We start from the raw sequence: 18,588 nt of genomic DNA on the forward strand, positions 1-18,588 counted from the left end.
TATAGAATACTATAACCATAAAAGAATTAAGGCAAAATTAAAGGGTATGAGCCCAGTACAATACCGGGCTCATACCCTAGAGGCTGCCTAATGAAACGACCTGTCTAACTTTCGGGGGTCACTTCAAATTAGTGAAACGGCTTTTTTTGATGAAATCTATAAGCTGAAGAATGAATATTTGCTGATAATAAAGTTTGTTAATTTTTCTGGCTTTTCCTCAATGTAAACACCTAATTGTTGAAAAGTGTTATGTTTAGAATTAAGTCGGGATCTCTAAAGGTCACGTACATTCCAGACAATCTCACCACGTTCGTCATCCCACGTACTGTGATGACGCTTAAATCCTATCTTTTCTAGTACCCGGAGGGAAGCGATATTCCAAGCACCTACAGTCGACCAAAGTCTTTGGCGCCCAGTAGCAATCGCCGCGTCCAGTACAACAGATGCCGCCTCAGTCGCATAACCTTTACCATGAGCGCTGCGGAACAACTCGTATGCAATCTCCGGCTCTTCAAGTGTGGAACGACCGATAATCAAGCCGCAGTATCCGATGAAATCGCCTTCGTCTCTTCTTCGAATAGTGAGAAGGGAAATGCCATTTTCATCTGCCTTCTTACGCATCTCAATAAGCCGGCTACGAACGGAGTCGAGGGTCGGCATGTCCACACCACGTTCGCCAATTAATTTCCTCATCCAAACTGAATCGGATTCCTCCCACATACTCAGGTCAAGTCGTTCGGTTTTTAGCTGGAACTCCATAGTTTTAAATAAAGATGGCATAGTGGAACCTCCTAATTATGTCACTTAACTCATAATAGCTTCGCACCGCATCATGTTGAACCAATCGTTGATTCGCGAATTTATTTTCCTAACTCCCGCGAGAGTTTATAGCAACAGTATACAATAGTATTATTTTATGCATAAGCAATTCCTTTGCAAAATAGACCCTTTTCTCAAACTTTTCTTTCATTCTAAAGCCGTCCCGTTAAATACACAGGCTCCTACTATTTCTAAATGCATAAAATGTTAAGCGAAAGTATGGGGGGATACGATGTATAATTCAAATTATTATGATTGGTATAGGCAAAATGATAAGTTGATAAGTGATATTGAAAAAGCTATAAATGGAGAGTATAGCGCCATAAGCTGCTATGCAAAATTAGCGAATATGGCTCCAAATCAAGTAGAACAAAAACAAATTCTTGAAATTCGTAATGATGAAATAAAGCATTTCCACAACTTTGTACAAATTTATACGAACTTAACTGGTAGGCAGCCGAAACCACAGATTACCGAAGACTGTCCGAATACCTACTTACAAGGATTAGAGTTCGCTATACAAGATGAGCAAAAGACAGTAGATTTTTATTTGGAAATTTCAGATGAGACATCGGATGCACATCTGAAAGATTTGTTACGGAGAATAGCTGCGGATGAACAAAATCATGCGGTATGGTTTTTATATTACTTCGTGAAGTCGAAGTGAGCATTAAGAATGAACGGCTAATGTGGTGCATATATTAGAAATTATTTTAAAGGGCAGTGCAACAATTGCATGAAAAACTTAATAAGCATAAAGAAACCGTTTCATAAGTAGTGGGACGGTTTTTTTTCGCGGTGAAATACAAGTTACATAGATATCTACAAAATATGGTAATTTAATTTGGTATATAATGTATGAAATGAAAACGAAAATAAATAAGCTAGGAGCAAATAAATGAAAAGAGGAATTACAGTAGATATTCCAAATGAATATGATAATTTACTTTGGAAAGTGTTAAAGCCAATTGATATTTCTTCATATGATTGGTGGGTAGGGAGTGAGGAGTCATACTTAATAGCACGTGGTGGATTGGATGAGGCATTATTTCCAGAAGGACCAAGTATAGTGGAAGGATCAGATTTGAAAATATTATTTAAAGACAATATATATTATGTTATTTTTGCAGATTTAAAAGCGTATTCAAAAGGAGAGGAAGTAGTAGATATTGAAACATATGAAGCATTTAAAGAGAGTAAGTGTGAATTAGTTTTACTAGTTGCGGATTGTACATACGTCACAATTTACGCTAAAGATCAAAAACAGATTGAATTGATGTATGAAAACGCAAGGAATCAAGGTTATTATGTTGAATACGTTACCGACGAAAATGACGGTAGAACGCGTTTATCAGTATGATAGCGATAGGAAAGGGGAACAGCGATATGGAGAGAAATACAGTTAAAGAATATACAATTCGAACTGCTACTGAAGAGGAAAGCGATAGCATTATTACTCTATTAAAAGAAGTAGCACAATGGCTACAATATAAAGAAGTGGATCAGTGGCAGTATCTTTTAGGAGAGGAAGCTACGGCTGAAATACTAGAATGTATAAGAGAGAAATATACATATGTTGTTCTGAAAGAAGATGAAATAGTTGGTACGGTTACAGTTTCTCCTAAACAAAATGAATGGGATGAACATATTTTTGGTAAAGAGGAAGTTTCTAATTCATTATATATTCATAGATTTGCGGTGAAACGGAAGTATAAGGGGAACGGAATTGGAGAATGGATTTTACAGTGGATAGAAGAGAATGTACAACATGACAAAGAGTATTTGAAGTTAGATTGCGTGGGGCATAATCGTACGTTGAATGATTTTTATAAGAAAAATAATTTTGAATATGTTGGAAGTACGGATGGGCTTAGTAAGTTTCAAAAGAAAAGGAGAATGTGAATGCATCCAATTAACGTAAGTTTAGTTGAAAAGTTAATACAGGAACAGTTTCCCGAATGGGCCCATTTAGAAGTGAAACCTGTAAAGTTTAGTGGGCATGATAATAGGACGTTTCACTTAGGGGATGAGATGAGTGTAAGATTGCCAAGTGATGCGGCATATGCACCGCAAGTAGAGAAAGAAAATAGTTGGCTTCCTATATTAAGTAAGAGACTTTCTTTACCAATTTCTACACCAATTGCGAAAGGAAATCCGTCTGAAGCGTATCCATTGCCTTGGTCTATTAATAAGTGGATAGAGGGAGAAACAGTTACGAAACAAAATGTTCGTGATTTAAATGAATTTGCGGCGGACTTAGGATCCTTTTTAGTAGAATTGCAATCTATTAATGGGAGTAACGGCCCTTTAGCTGGAGCACATAATTTTTACAGGGGCGGACTTATATCGGTATATGATAAAGAGGCGAGAGGTGCGATCGAAAATAATAAGGACGTTTTTGATGAAATCGTATTAAAGCATCTTTGGGATTTAGCACTTCAGTCAACGTGGGAGCGTAAACCAGTTTGGGTTCATGGGGATGTTGCACCTGGAAACTTACTCGTTAAGGACGGAAAGCTTTGTGCTGTAATTGATTTTGGTATTTTAGGTGTAGGAGATCCTGCTTGTGATGCGGCGATGGCATGGACTTTTTTTGATAAGAATAGCAGAAACGTATTTAAAGAAGTATTGCGCATAGATGAAGAAACGTGGAATAGAGCAAGAGGATGGGCACTTTGGAAGGCGTTAATTACATATGATACGAATAGGGATAGTAATGAAAAAGTAGCAGAAGAATCGTATCGTATCATTCAAGTGATTGTGGATGATTATGAGAGGTAATAGAAAAGCCTATTTTAAAATAGGCTTTTTCATATGATTAAATAGTAGAAATGGAAAGAAGGAATATAACATAATTATACAGAATATTTAGATAATAGGAGGTGTCGAATTTTGAGTGAAATTGAATTAAAGAGTAATGTAATTAAGACAGGGAGAGAGAAGGGAATTATTCTTCGGTTTATACTTGCTAGTCTTGTTGGGGTGTTTATGTTTTTCGTTCCTGTTACGATAAACGGTGCATCGTCTATTATGATTGATCATATCGTATCGTGGATTAGGGCTTCGGTTCCAGGCATAGTACCTTATTATGCATTATTTGTTATGGCAATTGGTGCGATTTATCCATTTTATACGAAGAAATGGAATGCATCTATCGTAGACATTTGTTTTTCTATTTTAAAAGTAGTTGGCGTTGTTTTTGGCATATTATATTGTTTAAAAGTAGGACCAGCTTGGTTCTTTGCGCCAGATGTTGGACCGTTTTTGTATGAGAAGCTAGTCATATCAGTAAGTTTGCTCGTTCCAATTGGCTCGGCGTTTTTAGCGTTATTAGTCGGATATGGATTGCTTGAATTTATCGGTACATTTTGTCGGCCAATTATGAGGCCATTATGGAATACGCCGGGGAGATCGGCAATCGACGCAGTTGCGTCCTTCGTTGGAAGTTATTCGCTTGCTCTCCTTATTACGAATCGCGTGTATAAAGAAGGAAAGTATACGACAAAAGAAGCGGCGATTATCGCTACAGGATTTTCTACAGTATCCGCTACATTTATGATCATCATCGCAAAAACATTAGATATTATGCATTTATGGAATGTTTATTTTTGGACTACACTTGTTGTAACATTCATCGTGACTGCTATCACCGTAAGAATCCCGCCCCTCAGTAGAAAACCAGATACATATGTAACAGAAGAAGGGTTCCCAGAGCCTGTTTATAAAGAGAAAATGTTAGAACGTGCTTGGGAAGATGCGTTAGAAGTATCAAAGTCTGCACCGAGCATTATGAAAAATATTGCAGTGAATTTAAAAGATGGATTTATTATGACGATGGGAATTTTACCATCTATTATGTCAGTAGGATTAATTGGTATCGTCTTAGCGAAGTTTACGCCAATATTTGATTGGATCAGTTATATTTTCTATCCGTTTACATGGCTATTACAATTACCAGAAGCAGACTTAGCCGCTAAAGCCGCATCAGTTGGTATTGCAGAAATGTTTTTACCGTCATTATTAGTAGTAAGTGCACCAATTGTGACAAAGTTTGTTATTGCAGTTGTTTCCGTATCATCTATTTTGTTTTTCTCCGCTTCCATTCCTTGTATATTATCAACAGATATTCCATTAAAAGTATCTGAACTTATTATTTTATATGTGCAGAGAACGATTTTAACGTTACTTATTATTACACCGATTGCTTATTTATTGCTTTAAAGTTTTAATAAGATAAAGTTATAAAAAAGAAGCCGTCTGTAAAAAGAGGGCTTCTTTTGTTTAAAAGCGGGATATTCTTATTTATTTTTCGTATATGACGTAACGCTTCTTAAGAAGATTCCTAGTCCCGCAAAAAAGAACCCTAAGCATAATAAGCTGCCTGGCGTTCCCCAAGTAATTTGATCTAGCATTTTTTATCCCCTCCCGTTTATCATTATATAGAATTTATTGGAAATTATCAAAAAATTATTTTTTTGAGGTTTACTGATGAGTCTTCCTACCTTATACGAGAAGAATATATTTGAAAAGAATTCTTCGCTCTATATTTTTATATTAGTATAATACGTTTTTTATTCTTATGATATAGTAACAACAAAGGGGGCTTAAAAATGGAAATTATTCACGAAAGAGCAAAGTTGCGGTTAATGGATAATACTGATGTCGAAACTTTGTTTTCGATTGTAGAAGGAAATCGGGATATTTGGGCGTATTTAATCTCTAAAATGGATAGTGTGCAAGATATGCAACAATACGTTCAAAAAGCGATAAAGGGCTACGGAAGAGGTAATCAAATACCTTTCGTAACCGTAGATCAACAGTCGAATAAGATTGTAGGAAGTACACGTTTATATAATATTTCAGTAGAAGATAAGACAGTTGAGTTAGGGCAAACGTGGTATCATCCGAGTGTACAACGTACGAGTATAAATACAGAGTGTAAGTATATGCTTCTTCAGTATGCTTTTGAAAAACTGCATATGCTTAGGGTACAAATTAAGACGGATGCAAGAAATGAAAAAGCACAACGAGCAATTGAAAGATTAGGCGCATTAAAAGAAGGTGTGCTTAGAAATGAAAGAAAATTACCGAATGGTTATGTGAGAGATGCGGTGGTGTACAGTATTATCTCGAGTGAATGGCCAGGCGTAAAAGAACAATTGTTAGAAAAATTAGAGTTGTATAAAGAAAAGTTATAATTCGTGTTTTGAAAGGTATATTGTTCGTGAGACATGAAAAATATACCTTTTTTCTTACAAAATGCTACTTTATTTTAATTCCTTTTGTTTCATCGTTCCCTTCTGAGAAAAAATTCGTTACAATGTAGTTGTATGGTAATAAACTTATGAATTTAAAAAATGTAATGAAAACCGCAAATGAAAATGAATTGATAATCCTCAATTTTAAATGAAAACCCTTTTATACATAAATAACAAGTAAAGTTCCTTCTTTTAAATAAACTCAAACAAAACGATTTGATATAAATGTTTTTTATAGAAGTATGGATGATGTACGGAGGCAATTACAAATGAAAGAAAATAAGAAGAGTAAGAAAAGACGAATCTTTCAAGTATTTTTACTAATGATTTGTTCTGCTATTTTATATGTAAGTTATGCAGCTTACGATATTTGGAGTTATCGTTTTAAAGCAAATGATGACGTGAAAACGGATGCTGGTATCGTACTAGGAGCAGCTTCGTGGAACGGAAAACCATCTCCTGTATTTAAAGAAAGAATTAATCATGCAATTTCTTTATATAAGAACGGAAATATTAAAAAGATTATTTTTACAGGTGGTACAAAGTTCGAGGCAGAACTTGAGGAAGCACGTACTGCAAGAGTATATGCAATGAAACAAGGTGTAAAAGAGGAAGATATTTTAATTGAAACTAAATCCCTTTTCACTGAAGAAAATTTAAAAAATGCGAAGCAAGTTGGAATAGAGAACGGAATACGCACATACACGATTGTAAGTGATCCACTTCATATGAAACGCGCAATGAGAATTGCAAAACATATTAATATTGAAGCGTATGCTTCACCAACGCCGACATCAGCATATAAAACGTTAGACACAGAAATTCCATTCTTCTTTAAAGAATTATTCTCGTATATTGGATATGTAACCTCTTTGCCATTAAAGGCATTGAAGGGAGATTAACATAAGAAAAGAACCTATCCTTAAATAGGAACTTTTCTTATTAGTCAAAAACATTGTATTTTTATCGGAATAGTGAAACAATAGAGAGGTAGCTTCATATAATCATAATGAAAAAGTGAGCGGTTGATGAATCGAACATAAAGGAGATTATAGTATGGCACTCTCATTTGTTGAAACAGAAGAACAATCTTTCATTATTGCACAAATAAATAAATTGATTCCGAAGTTCATGGAAAGGGAGCATCAGCTAAGTGAATTGGGATCATTTCCGTATGAAAATATAAATGATTTGAAAGATATCGGATATACGAAATTAACGTTACCGAAGGAATTTGGTGGTAGTGCGATTTCTTTATATGACTTTGTTTTATTTCAAGAGAAAATCGCGGAAGGCTGCGGAGCTACTGCATTATCGATTGGCTGGCATCTTGGCATTGTGAAAGAGCTAGCGGAAAATCGCTCTTGGAATGATGAGATGTTCAAATGGTTTTGCGAAGAAGTACGTAATGGTGCGCTCTTTAACAGGGCAGCAACAGAACCGAAAACAGGGAGTCCGACGCGTGGCGGCAAACCAGAAACAATAGCGGTTCAACAAGGCGAGAAGTGGGTTATAAATGGAAGAAAAACTTTTACAACGATGGCGCCAGTACTTGATTATTTTATTATTTCAGCAAGTATGGAAGGCCAAGAAGAAGTTGGTGAGTTTGTTATTCCAAGAAATACACTCGGTGTATCTATTGAAGAAACGTGGGATAGCGTTGCAATGCGAGGGACTGCTAGCCACGACCTTGTCTTACAAAATGTAGAGATAGACAACCGCTTTTTTACGGATGTAAAAGGCGGGAAAGTGAAACAAAAGGGTATTGGCTGGTTGCTACATATACCAGCATGTTATTTAGGAATTGCACAATCAGCAAGAAATTATGCAGTTCAGTTTGCGGGATCATACAAACCAAATAGTTTAAACCATTCTATTAGTTTATTACCGAATGTTAGAAGATTAGTTGGAGAATTAGAACTCGAGCTTATGCAAGCTCGCGTCTTTTTATATCAAATTGCGAAAAAATACGATGAGGCAGAAGATAAACTATCACTGCAAGCAGAATTAGCAGCCGTGAAATATGCTGTAACAAATGCGGCGATATCCATAGTGGATAAATCAATGCGCATCGTAGGAGCAAAAAGTCTATCAGAAAAAAATCTGCTCCATCGTTACTATTTAAATGTCAGAGCAGGACTGCATAATCCGCCGATGGATGATGCAACACTATCTATGCTTGCGGATGCGGCGTTTCGGTCATAGTTTTTAAAGCATGGGTTTGATTACTAATCAAACCCATGCTTTTTATATGTATGAAGCACTTGGTTGAGATGTAGGTTTTTAATATAAATGATTATCATGGTTTTGTGATTGTTTCTTGTTGAAAAATTCTTATTGTAATGCCAGTTTGGAGGCTGTATAAACATTTTTCGTATTTAATCCCAAATTAATGGTCTTTCTAAGTTTACCGTTCGTAAATATTGTAAAAATTGACCTGCATGGACCGCATCATGATAGGCAATTCGTAATAGCATATCGCCTAAATATCGTTGATAGCCAACATCGCTTCTATCAATAAGTCTTGAATCTAGCTCGGCTATGCTTATCGATTGAACATATTCTATGAAGTCAGTAAAGTATGATTGTGCCAATTCAATTTCTTTTTTTACACAAGTAATCGGCTCGTCATCATACGGGATACGTATGTCGTTTATTGAACCGTTGTTTTTTATAATCATATGGTAGTAAAAAGTTGAACTCCATACATGACGAATCATCTCACCAAAAGACATAGCCTCAGGATCAGGCTTCCAATTAAGAAAATTGTTAGGAAGAGAATTCCATAATTTTTCTGAGCGCCTTCTCGTTTCTTTCAAATTTAATATACTAAGATCAATTGCATTCATAATACATTCTCCTTTACTATTAAACTTAAAATAATTGTATCAATTTAATAGTTAGGGTATCATCGAAATATGAATGTATATCCGAATATCTCATATATAGCTAAACTAATTGCTGAACCTACAAGAGCAATCATATTAGATTGTCTAATGAATAATCAGGCACTACCTGCTAGTGAATTGGCTTATATGGCAAAAGTGTCACATCCAACAATTAGTTCGCATCTTTCTAAATTAGTAGAAGGGAATTTACTTACAGTTGAACAACATGGTAGACATCGTTACTATCGACTTGCTAATCAAGAAGTTGCAGAAGTGCTTGAAAAGTTGGGGACAATTGCACCAACAGTTCAAGTTCGCTCTTTAAAACAATCAAGCCAACTAAAACAAATTCGTTATGCTCGAACTTGTTATGATCATCTTGCAGGCAAACTCGGTGTAGAGATAACTGAAAAATTACTAGATAGGCAATTTATAATTTTAGAGGATGGAGAATACATTGTAACGGAACAAGGTAAGCAATGGTTTCTGAATTTTGGAATAAATGTTGATGAGGCAGATACAAAAAGGAGGGTATTTGCAAAACCTTGCCTTGATTGGAGTGAACGACGCTACCATATTGCCGGTTGGTTAGGATCTGCAATAGCAAAACTATTTTTTGAACAGGAATGGATTACAAAAACGGATAAGAACCGAGCTGTCCATCTTACAAAGAAAGGTGTAAAGTTATTGGAAGATCAATTAGGCATTGATATGAAAACTGAGGAAAGAAAAGCTTGAAATTAGAAAAGTCCGTCAAAATGACGGGTTTTTTCATTATGGTAGGAGTGTACATGAATAATAGGATGTTACCAATAATTGTTGCCAATAAAAAAATCTTTCTTTTCATTCTTCTTTTTTAAGTTTTAAAGGAGAAAGCTAGGCTTCTTATTTTTACTAATGTTATAATAAGAAAAAAGCACGAAAAGAGGTCATCTCATGCTAGAGGTTATTGCAACATGTTTAGAAGATGTAAAACGAATTGAAAGCGCTGGCGGGAAGCGGATTGAATTAATTTCATCTTATACAGAAGGTGGTTTAACACCGAGTTATGCTTTTATAAAAAAAGCGGTAGAAGCGGTAAGTATACCAATTCATGTTATGATTCGTCCGCATGCGAAGTCTTTTACATATACGGAAGAAGAAATTGAAATGATGAAAGAAGATATTATAGTTGCACAGAAGTTAGGAGCAGCTGGTGTAGTATTAGGCGTATTAAATGAACGAAATGAAGTGAATGAAGAGAAATTAGCGGACTTACTATCTGTTGTAGATGGAATAAATGTAACGTACCACCGTGCGATAGATGATATAGAAAATCCAGTAGAAGCGATGAGAACTTTAAAGAAGTTTCATAAAGTGACTCACGTTTTAACTTCAGGTGGACAAGGAAATATAGTAGAGAATATTCCGGTGCTTACAGAAATGCAAAAGGTAAGCGATGGTCAAATTCAGCTTGTAGCTGGAGCTGGCGTGACGAAAGAAAATATAAAGCGATTGCTAGATGAAACTGGAATCACGCAGGCGCATGTCGGTACAGCGGTAAGAGAAGGAAAATCATGTTTTTCTGAAATAGATCCTAATTTAGTACAAGAATTAGTTGAAATAATAAAATAAGTGCTTAAGAAAGAGGAGAAACGATGAAGGAAAATACAAAGAAAGAATTATTCTCTTGGGCTAAAACGATAGGTTTTACCCTTGTATTAATTGCTATTATTCGCGGTGTTTTATTTACACCTTCTTTAGTGCAAGGTGAATCAATGATGCCCACTTTAAAAAATAACGAACGAGTTCTCGTGAATAAGATTGGTTATAGTATAAGTGGATTAGATCGCTTTGATATTATCGTCTTCCACGGAAAAGAAGGATACGATTTAGTAAAACGAGTAATTGGTTTGCCAGGCGATACAGTTGAGTATAAAAATGATGTTTTATATGTAAACGGAAAAGCGATGGAAGAACCATATTTAAAAAAGTTTAAAGAAAAAGCAGTAGGTCGTGTATTAACTCCAGACTTTACGTTAGAACAAATCACTGGGAAAACGAAAGTGCCAGAAGGCCAAGTATTTGTTTTAGGGGATAATCGTGAAGTTTCTAAGGATGGTCGCATGTTTGGCTTTATTTCAGAAGATGAAATTGTCGGAAAAGGACAAGCTGTTTTCTGGCCGTTGGAACAAGTAAGAGCGTTATAAAGTGTGGTGAAGTATGGGAGAGATATTCTTCCATACTTTTTTATTTGCTTAAAATCTATTGATTGAATTGAAAGAATATTTTATAATTTTAAATTATATGTTTGTTTCGAAAAACGGAATTTAAGTTCCGTAATTCGGAACGAAAGGGAGATAGAATGAGTATAAATAAAACGGCAGTTAAGACAATGGATATTTTAGAGTTGTTTTATGAGCATGAAGAGCTAAGTTTAACTGAGATGGTTCAGCTTACAAATATGCCGAAAACATCTGTTTATCGTTTAATTGGTTCGTTGGAAGAGATGGAGTTTTTACAAAAAAACGAAAAGGGGAAATATCGTTTAGGGGTCGTATTTTTACGGTTCGGTCAACTTGTTTCACACCGATTATCAGTAAGAAATATAGCAATTCCTTATATGAAAGAACTTAGAGATAGTTTAGGACAGGCAGTTAATTTAATAATTCAAGATGATAATGAGGCAATTTACGTTGAAAAGATGGAGGGTGTTCAGCCGGTACGCGTGTATACGGCGGTTGGAAGAAGAGCACCGCTTTATGCTGGTGCATGTCCAAGAATTTTACTATCGTATTTCTCCGAGGAAGAGAAACGGAGATACATAGAGGAAGTGGATTTAAAACAGTTTGCAGATGGAACAATCGTGGATAAGGAACAATTGTTAGAAGTGTTGCAAATGGCAAAAAAGGAAGGCTACACAATTAGTTATTCTGAGTTAGAAAATCATACAGCCGCGATAGCAGCACCCATTTTCGCGAGCGATGGAACGGTTGTAGCAGGCATTAGTATTTCAGGATTAGCAATTGAGTACAGCGAAAGTAACATTTCATATTTTATTGCGAAGGTGAAAGAAACAGCGCATCGCATTTCGAAAGAACTCGGCTTTTTGGCATAGAAAGAGGGAGTAGGATGAAATTTTCTGCGTTAGGGGATCAAGCAATTATTGTTACATTTGGTGAAGAAATTAAGATGGGTATATATGAGAAAGTACAGCGGTTATTTAAAGCACTGCAGCAACATCCGTTTGCAGGAATGATTGAGTGTGTTCCGTCGTTTACTTCATTAGCTGTTTACTACAATGTATACGAAGTATGGAAGAGAAATGAGAGAAGTGAAAGGTCATATGATTACGTTCGCCAGTATATAAAGGAGCTGTGTGATTCTTATAAAGAAGAAGTAAAACAGGATATGAAACATATTTCTATACCAGTGTGCTACGGGGGAGAATATGGACCAGATTTAGAAGAAGTCGCGCATTATCACGGTTTACAAGTAGAAGATGTGATTCGAATACATAGTGAAACTACATATTTTGTATATATGCTAGGTTTTACACCAGGGTTCCCGTATTTAGGAGGACTTTCAAAAGAATTAGAAACACCTAGAAAAGAAAAACCACGGTTACAAATCTCTCCTGGTTCAGTAGGTATTGGCGGAAATCAAACAGGTATTTATCCGCTTGAAACACCAGGTGGATGGAATATTATCGGCCGAACACCTATTACTCTATTTAATCCGAAAGAAGAAATGCCAACATATATTCAAAGTGGTATGTATTTACGATTTATCCCGATAACGAAGGAAGAGTACGTATCACTTGAGGGGGCTAAAGAATGGATGTAGAAGTTTTGCATGCAGGAATGTTTACAACAGTCCAAGATTTAGGGCGATCTTATTATCAACAGTTTGGTGTACCTGTTGGGGGTGCTATGGATAAAAATGCGCTTAGGCTCATCAATATGTTAGTCGGTAATGAAGAGAATGAAGCAGGATTAGAAATGACGATTTTAGGTCCTAAATTGTTAATAAAGAAAACGACTTTACTCGCAATTGGTGGGGTTGATATGGAACCGTTGTTAAATGGAGAACGTATCCCATTATGGCGTCCCATTTTAGCGGAAGAAGGTAGTATGCTTTGTTTTGGAAAAGTGAAAAGTGGTTGTAGAGCGTATGTGACTTTTGCGGGTGGTATACATATTGAGCGTACAATGGGAAGCAAAAGTACGTACATACGTGCTGCGATTGGTGGTATAGAAGGAAGAATGCTGAAAAAAGGAGATTGTTTTCAAATTGGTACGTACTCAGAAATGGCGAATCGTTTCATTCAAGACTTACAAAAAGATGAGCGAATAAAAACGAAATGGGTAATTAGCAACAGCGTACTACCAAAGTATAAGAAACATCCTAAGTTTCGTGTCATAACTGACTTTGAATACGATCAATTTACCGAAGAAAGTAGAAAGGCATTTTTTACGAAAGAGTATAAGGTATCTAATTATGCTGACCGTATGGGCTACAGGGTTGAGGGAGAAGTTTTAAATAGGATTGAAGAAAAAGAGATTTTATCGAGTCCTGTTACATTTGGAACCATTCAAGTTCCTAATGGTGGACAGCCGATTATATTAATGGCAGATAGGCAAACGACAGGTGGCTATCCGAGAATGGGAAATATCATTTCAGTAGATTTACCTCTTCTTGCCCAGCTAAAGCCGGGGGACTATGTTTCTTTTGAGAAAATTACGCTTGAAGAAGCGGAACAATTGTACATAGAACAAGAAGTAAATATGAATCTATTAAAGAAATTCATTGCTTTACGAAGCTGAAATTAGGAGGGAAATAATGTGAAGACAATCGATTTAAACTGTGATTTAGGAGAAAGTTTTGGCGCTTATAAAATGGGGAATGATGATGAAATTCTTCCATTCGTATCCTCTATAAATGTTGCTTGTGGTTTTCATGCAGGTGATCCGTCTGTTATGCGGCAAACGATTGAAAAGGCAATGCAACATAACGTAGCAATAGGGGCACACCCCGGATTTCCAGATTTAATTGGATTTGGTAGAAGGAACATGAATGTTTCAGCAAGTGAAGTATACGATTATGTTTTATATCAAATTGGTGCATTAGACGGTTTTGTAAAAGTGGCTGGCGGGAAGATGCATCATGTGAAACTGCACGGTGCTCTATATAATATGGCGGCAACTAATCCGGAAATTGCAGATGCAATTGCAAAGGCAATTTATCATATAAATCCAAGTCTATTACTTTACGGATTAGCAAATAGCGTGGCATTTATACAGGCTGCAGAAAAATACAAAGTAACTCTCGTACAAGAGGCTTTTGCGGATCGTACATATAAGCAAGATGGTACATTAACGAGCCGTACAGAAGAAAATGCACTTATAAAAGATGAAGACGAAGCGATAAAGCAAGTACTTCAAATGGTGAAAGAAGGCCATGTAAATTCGATCAATGGAGAGAAAGTAGCAGTTCAGGCGCAAACGATTTGTTTACACGGTGATGGGGAAAAAGCAGTACAATTTGCAGAAAGAATATACAGAACATTCAAACTTAATGGTATTTCTATTTGTGCACCGAAATAAAAAATAGGGGGAAGTGCTAGAAATGATTAAATTAATCGGAATACTACTTGTTGCAGTGGGCTTTTTATTTAGATTAAATACACTTTTAGTAGTTATGGTTGCAGGTATTGTTACTGGTATGGTTTCAGGATTAAGTTTTTATGATGTGATCAGCATGTTCGGTAAATTTTTCATAGAAAATAGATATATGTCTATGCCAATTATATTAACTTTACCGGTAATCGGAATTTTAGAGCGTTACGGTTTAAAAGAAAGAGCCGAAGCACTTATAACGAAATCAAAAGGAGCAACAACTGGAAGAGTATTAATGTCATATTTTACGATAAGAGAATCATCAGCAGCACTAGGGCTTAATATTGGTGGGCATGCGCAAACAGTAAGGCCGCTCGTTGCACCGATGGCAGAAGGGGCTGCGCAAGGTAAATACGGTAAACTTCCTGAAAAATTAAGAGAAAAGATTAAAGCAAACGCAGCTGCTGCGGAAAATACAGCTTGGTTTTTCGGAGAAGATATTTTCATCGCAACTGGTGCTATTTTATTAATGAAAGGATTCTTCGATTCAGTAGGTATGCATGTCGGTGTATGGGATATGGCACTTTGGGGCATTCCGACAGCAATATCTGCACTTATTGTAAGCTGGATTAGATTTAGAAGGTTTGATAAATATATAGAGAAAACAATGAAGGCAGAAGGAAAAGAAGAGAAGGAGGCAATCTAATATGAACATCATCACAATGGATACAATCTATTATGTATTAGGGATAATTGTTGCTTTTATCGCTGTTCGTATCGCATTCGATCGTGAACATCCAAACAGATTCGGTTCTAGTTTATTTTGGGCATTGTTTGCAGTTACATTTTTATTTGGAAATGTAATTCCTTCGTTTTACGTTGGCTGTATCGTGCTCGCTATGGTCGTTTTAGCCTCGCTAAATAAAGTGACAAAATCAGAGGAAAAAGAAGTTCCAGTACAAGAACGTGTAAAACATGCTGAGAAATTAAAAAATAAAATTTTTATGCCTGCACTATTAATTCCTATTTTTACAATTATCGGTACGTTGACGTTAGGGAAAATTAAATGGGGAAATGTCTCTCTTGTTGATCCAGATAAAGTAACTTTAGTTGCATTAGCGCTTGGTGCATTACTCGCATTTGTCGCGGCGATGCGTATTACAAAATCGAAAATAACAACGCCTGTTCAAGAAGGAAGCAGACTATTACAAGCTGTCGGCTGGGCTGTTATTTTACCACAAATGTTAGCGGCACTTGGCGGTATTTTTGCGAAGTCGGGCGTTGGACAAGTCGTTTCTGATTTAGTCGGACAAGTGTTACCGACAGAGTATCCGTTCGTTGCTGTTATGGCGTACTGTTTAGGCATGATGCTATTTACAGTCGTAATGGGAAATGCATTCGCAGCGTTTGCTGTTATTACTGGCGGAATTGGCTTACCTTTAATAGTTCAAATGCACGGCGGAAACCCAGCAATTATGGCAGCACTCGGTATGTTTGCTGGATATTGCGGAACGCTGCTTACACCAATGGCAGCAAACTTTAATATCGTACCTGCGATGCTTTTAGAGCTAAAGGATAAAAATGCGGTTATTAAAGCGCAAGTACCAATTGCTCTTTCCATTTTCATTATTAATATGTTTATTATGTACGGCCTTGTATATCGTTTCTAATTAGGAGGATAAAACTATGAAAACAGTATTATTAACAGGATTCGATCCGTTCGGCGGAGAAAGCATCAATCCAGCTTGGGAAGTCGCAAAAAGTTTGCATGAAAAAACAATTGGAGAATACAAGATAATAAGCAAACAAATACCAACTGTATTTCATAAATCAATAAGCGTATTAAAAGAGTATATAGAACAACTAGGGCCGGAAATTATTATATGTATCGGACAAGCTGGGGGCAGACCAGATATTACGATAGAACGTGTCGCAATTAATATTGATGATGCAAGAATTGCTGATAATGATGGGAATCAGCCAGTAGATGTACCGGTTGTAGAAGAAGGAGCGATTGCGTATTGGTCTACACTTCCGATGAAAGCAATCGTAAAAAAACTTCGCGAAGAGGGCATACCGTCATCTGTTTCACAGACGGCAGGCACATTCGTTTGTAATCACTTATTCTATGGACTTATGCATGAACTAGAGAAACATGATAAGAAAATAAAAGGCGGATTCATTCATATTCCGTTTTTACCAGAACAAGCGAGTAACTATCCAGGGCAACCGAGTATGTCACTTTCTACTATTCGTAAGGGGATAGAATTGGCAATCGAAGTAACGATGACAGTTGAAGGAGATATTGTAGAGGTTGGCGGCGCAACGCATTAAGTAAAATGAATTGTACAACACCTCCTGTAAACAACTGGTATAATAAGAATAGGAAAATACATAGAGGTGATTTTTGTGCAACAATTTGAAGAAGTTCGTTCAATTTTAGAAAAAGCGAAGAAAATTACAGTATTAACAGGCGCTGGTGCAAGTACGGAAAGTGGTATCCCAGATTTCCGTTCAGCAAATGGATTGTATGCTGATGCGAATGTGGAGATGTACTTATCAAGAGGGTACTATAACCGAAGTCCGAAAGAATTTTGGAAGCATTATAAAGAAATCTTTCAAATTAATACGTTCCATCAATATAAACCAAATCGTGGACATCATTTTTTAGCTGAGCTAGAAGAACAAGGGAAAGATATTACGATTTTAACGCAAAATATTGACGGTTTACATCAATTAGGTGGCAGTAAACATGTCATTGATTTACATGGAACACTTCAAACAGCACATTGTCCGAAGTGTAAAGCGGGATATGATTTACAGTATATGATTGATCATGAAGTGCCGCGCTGTCAGAAGTGTAATTTCATTTTAAATCCAGACGTTGTTTTATACGGAGATACACTGCCTCAATATCAAAATGCGATGAAACGTTTATATGAAACAGATGTACTTCTCGTTATGGGAACGTCATTAAAAGTACAACCTGTCGCTTCATTTCCGGAAATCGCAAAGAGAGAAGTAGGGGCAACAACTATTTTAGTAAATGAAGAGTTAACAGGACAGGAATATAACTTTGATTATGTTTTTCAAAATAAAATTGGTGAATTTGTTGAAGAGGTATCTTTAATGAAATAAGTTATCGAAAAAACTGAGGTAGATACCTCAGTTTTTTATTTGAGTATTCGCTGTTTTAAGCCATATGAAAACATTTTGATAATGTAGTAACAACACCTCTATAATTTATAAAAAATTGTTTCATAGGTAAAATAGCAGAGTAAGAAGTAATATTATCTTTAGTGAATACACAATCGTCATAAAGTAAGCTAATATGTAGCTGTTGTAAAGGCTCTATTTCGTTTTGCTTTAAGTATAAAACTAAGTCATTATAAAGTTGTTCACTATAATTACTTACGGAACATTCTATTGAAAGCTGACCTACTATGCTAGTCCACCATACTTTAAAGCTACATATTAATTCTTTAAATGATTCCTCATCACATAAATTAGCGTCAAAAAGTTTCTTATAAAATATATGATTCTCCTCGTGGAAAATTTGTAAATCATATCTGTCGTTAGCAGTTTGCTTACGAAGAGTCAGCCATAATTCTTTGAAATTTGTTTCAAAGTCACTTGAGAAATGTAATGTTTTTGCTATGTAAGGAAAACGTAAATTTCCTTTTTTCTCTTTTTGGTTGAGATACATATTTTGAATGTAGATCATAAAGTTTAAACAATGTGGCGTTTTAGTATGTATGATAAACGAATCTGTCATTTTCGTTCTCTCCTTAAGTAATGTCTTTTATAAATTTATTTCTTTAGTATACAAAGAAATGTAAACTAATGGTATAAAAATAAATTTGCCCCATTTTTCTTTTAGAATAATATTCATGTTATTTTGCATTCAGGGAATGGTAATAAATAGGATATAAAAATAAAAAACTGAAAATTAAATCTTTTATTTCTTTTATAATTAATATAAAATTCTATATATATCATATAAATAAATTTGATACATAATGACTT

General features: G+C 35.8%; 23 protein-coding genes. 20 read left to right on the top strand and 3 right to left on the bottom strand.

What is annotated here, in order from left to right; all coding sequences use genetic code 11:
- The coding region (locus GBN78_RS22755) for an IS3 family transposase (protein ID WP_130055906.1) at positions 1-91 on the top strand (91 nt) is incomplete at its 5' end.
- Positions 92-273: 182 nt separating this feature from the next.
- Here GBN78_RS22755 and GBN78_RS22760 read toward each other — a convergent pair.
- Complete coding sequence (locus GBN78_RS22760; protein ID WP_001139532.1) at positions 274-780, bottom strand: GNAT family N-acetyltransferase; 507 nt, start codon at positions 778-780, stop codon at positions 274-276.
- Between the two features lie 271 nt (positions 781-1,051).
- Here GBN78_RS22760 and GBN78_RS22765 point away from each other — a divergent pair, with 271 nt between their 5' ends.
- The 8 genes from GBN78_RS22765 to GBN78_RS22800 all read left to right on the top strand — a co-directional run bounded on the left by GBN78_RS22765 (position 1,052) and on the right by GBN78_RS22800 (position 8,282).
- Positions 1,052-1,486, top strand: a complete 435-nt coding sequence (locus tag GBN78_RS22765; protein ID WP_087875525.1) for a ferritin-like domain-containing protein — start codon at positions 1,052-1,054, stop codon at positions 1,484-1,486.
- Between the two features lie 231 nt (positions 1,487-1,717).
- Complete coding sequence (locus GBN78_RS22770) at positions 1,718-2,179, top strand: DUF2691 family protein (protein WP_000820207.1); 462 nt, start codon at positions 1,718-1,720, stop codon at positions 2,177-2,179.
- Between the two features lie 26 nt (positions 2,180-2,205).
- Positions 2,206-2,721, top strand: coding sequence for a GNAT family N-acetyltransferase (locus GBN78_RS22775; protein ID WP_000440851.1), 516 nt, complete (start codon positions 2,206-2,208; stop codon positions 2,719-2,721).
- Complete coding sequence (locus GBN78_RS22780; RefSeq protein WP_152127729.1) at positions 2,722-3,600, top strand: aminoglycoside phosphotransferase family protein; 879 nt, start codon at positions 2,722-2,724, stop codon at positions 3,598-3,600.
- Between the two features lie 111 nt (positions 3,601-3,711).
- Positions 3,712-5,040 (top strand): YjiH family protein, encoded by a 1,329-nt coding sequence (locus tag GBN78_RS22785; protein ID WP_001289414.1) that lies wholly within the window; start codon positions 3,712-3,714, stop codon positions 5,038-5,040.
- A gap of 389 nt (positions 5,041-5,429) precedes the next feature.
- Positions 5,430-6,017, top strand: a complete 588-nt coding sequence (locus tag GBN78_RS22790; RefSeq protein ID WP_000402583.1) for a GNAT family N-acetyltransferase — start codon at positions 5,430-5,432, stop codon at positions 6,015-6,017.
- A 329-nt stretch (positions 6,018-6,346) separates the two neighbouring features.
- On the top strand, positions 6,347-6,979 hold the full coding sequence (locus GBN78_RS22795) for a YdcF family protein (RefSeq protein WP_000662216.1): 633 nt from the start codon (positions 6,347-6,349) through the stop codon (positions 6,977-6,979).
- A gap of 154 nt (positions 6,980-7,133) precedes the next feature.
- On the top strand, positions 7,134-8,282 hold the full coding sequence (locus GBN78_RS22800; protein ID WP_001218339.1) for an acyl-CoA dehydrogenase family protein: 1,149 nt from the start codon (positions 7,134-7,136) through the stop codon (positions 8,280-8,282).
- 173 nt (positions 8,283-8,455) lie between these two features.
- Here GBN78_RS22800 and GBN78_RS22805 read toward each other — a convergent pair whose 3' ends face one another.
- Positions 8,456-8,926 (bottom strand): DinB family protein, encoded by a 471-nt coding sequence (locus GBN78_RS22805; protein ID WP_000991284.1) that lies wholly within the window; start codon positions 8,924-8,926, stop codon positions 8,456-8,458.
- Positions 8,927-8,995: 69 nt separating this feature from the next.
- On the opposite strand from GBN78_RS22805, the gene GBN78_RS22810 reads away from it, so the two are divergent.
- The 11 genes from GBN78_RS22810 to GBN78_RS22860 all read left to right on the top strand — a co-directional run bounded on the left by GBN78_RS22810 (position 8,996) and on the right by GBN78_RS22860 (position 17,700).
- On the top strand, positions 8,996-9,703 hold the full coding sequence (locus GBN78_RS22810) for an ArsR/SmtB family transcription factor (RefSeq protein WP_001103809.1): 708 nt from the start codon (positions 8,996-8,998) through the stop codon (positions 9,701-9,703).
- A gap of 198 nt (positions 9,704-9,901) precedes the next feature.
- Positions 9,902-10,579: a copper homeostasis protein CutC gene (locus GBN78_RS22815; RefSeq protein ID WP_000895112.1), complete on the top strand. Its 678-nt coding sequence runs from the start codon at positions 9,902-9,904 to the stop codon at positions 10,577-10,579.
- A gap of 23 nt (positions 10,580-10,602) precedes the next feature.
- The gene (gene lepB / locus GBN78_RS22820) at positions 10,603-11,154 is read left to right on the top strand and encodes a signal peptidase I (RefSeq protein WP_000662498.1); all 552 of its coding nucleotides are present in this window, start codon (positions 10,603-10,605) and stop codon (positions 11,152-11,154) included.
- Between the two features lie 155 nt (positions 11,155-11,309).
- Positions 11,310-12,062 (top strand): IclR family transcriptional regulator, encoded by a 753-nt coding sequence (locus tag GBN78_RS22825; protein WP_000026357.1) that lies wholly within the window; start codon positions 11,310-11,312, stop codon positions 12,060-12,062.
- A gap of 14 nt (positions 12,063-12,076) precedes the next feature.
- Complete coding sequence (gene pxpB, locus GBN78_RS22830; protein WP_076774922.1) at positions 12,077-12,790, top strand: 5-oxoprolinase subunit PxpB; 714 nt, start codon at positions 12,077-12,079, stop codon at positions 12,788-12,790.
- A complete protein-coding gene (locus GBN78_RS22835; protein WP_030026303.1) occupies positions 12,781-13,770 on the top strand; it encodes a 5-oxoprolinase subunit C family protein in 990 nt (329 codons plus the stop codon). The genes pxpB and GBN78_RS22835 overlap by 10 nt, the downstream gene beginning before the upstream one ends.
- A gap of 18 nt (positions 13,771-13,788) precedes the next feature.
- Positions 13,789-14,550 carry a 5-oxoprolinase subunit PxpA gene (gene pxpA, locus GBN78_RS22840; RefSeq protein WP_152127730.1) on the top strand — a complete coding sequence of 254 codons (762 nt, stop codon included), beginning with the start codon at positions 13,789-13,791 and terminating at the stop codon, positions 14,548-14,550.
- Positions 14,551-14,572: 22 nt separating this feature from the next.
- Complete coding sequence (locus tag GBN78_RS22845; protein WP_000593392.1) at positions 14,573-15,268, top strand: DUF969 domain-containing protein; 696 nt, start codon at positions 14,573-14,575, stop codon at positions 15,266-15,268.
- A gap of 1 nt (position 15,269) precedes the next feature.
- The gene (locus tag GBN78_RS22850; protein WP_001021658.1) at positions 15,270-16,232 is read left to right on the top strand and encodes a DUF979 domain-containing protein; all 963 of its coding nucleotides are present in this window, start codon (positions 15,270-15,272) and stop codon (positions 16,230-16,232) included.
- 16 nt (positions 16,233-16,248) lie between these two features.
- Complete coding sequence (gene pcp / locus GBN78_RS22855; protein ID WP_044584600.1) at positions 16,249-16,896, top strand: pyroglutamyl-peptidase I; 648 nt, start codon at positions 16,249-16,251, stop codon at positions 16,894-16,896.
- A gap of 75 nt (positions 16,897-16,971) precedes the next feature.
- Positions 16,972-17,700 (top strand): NAD-dependent protein deacylase, encoded by a 729-nt coding sequence (locus GBN78_RS22860; RefSeq protein ID WP_069605085.1) that lies wholly within the window; start codon positions 16,972-16,974, stop codon positions 17,698-17,700.
- A gap of 55 nt (positions 17,701-17,755) precedes the next feature.
- Here GBN78_RS22860 and GBN78_RS22865 read toward each other — a convergent pair whose 3' ends face one another.
- Positions 17,756-18,337 carry a hypothetical protein gene (locus tag GBN78_RS22865; RefSeq protein WP_000132264.1) on the bottom strand — a complete coding sequence of 194 codons (582 nt, stop codon included), beginning with the start codon at positions 18,335-18,337 and terminating at the stop codon, positions 17,756-17,758.
- Between the last annotated feature and the right edge of the window lie 251 nt (positions 18,338-18,588).

The organism is Bacillus sp. B2-WWTP-C-10-Post-4 (assembly GCF_009183805.1).
GTDB lineage: Bacteria > Bacillota > Bacilli > Bacillales > Bacillaceae_G > Bacillus_A > Bacillus_A cereus.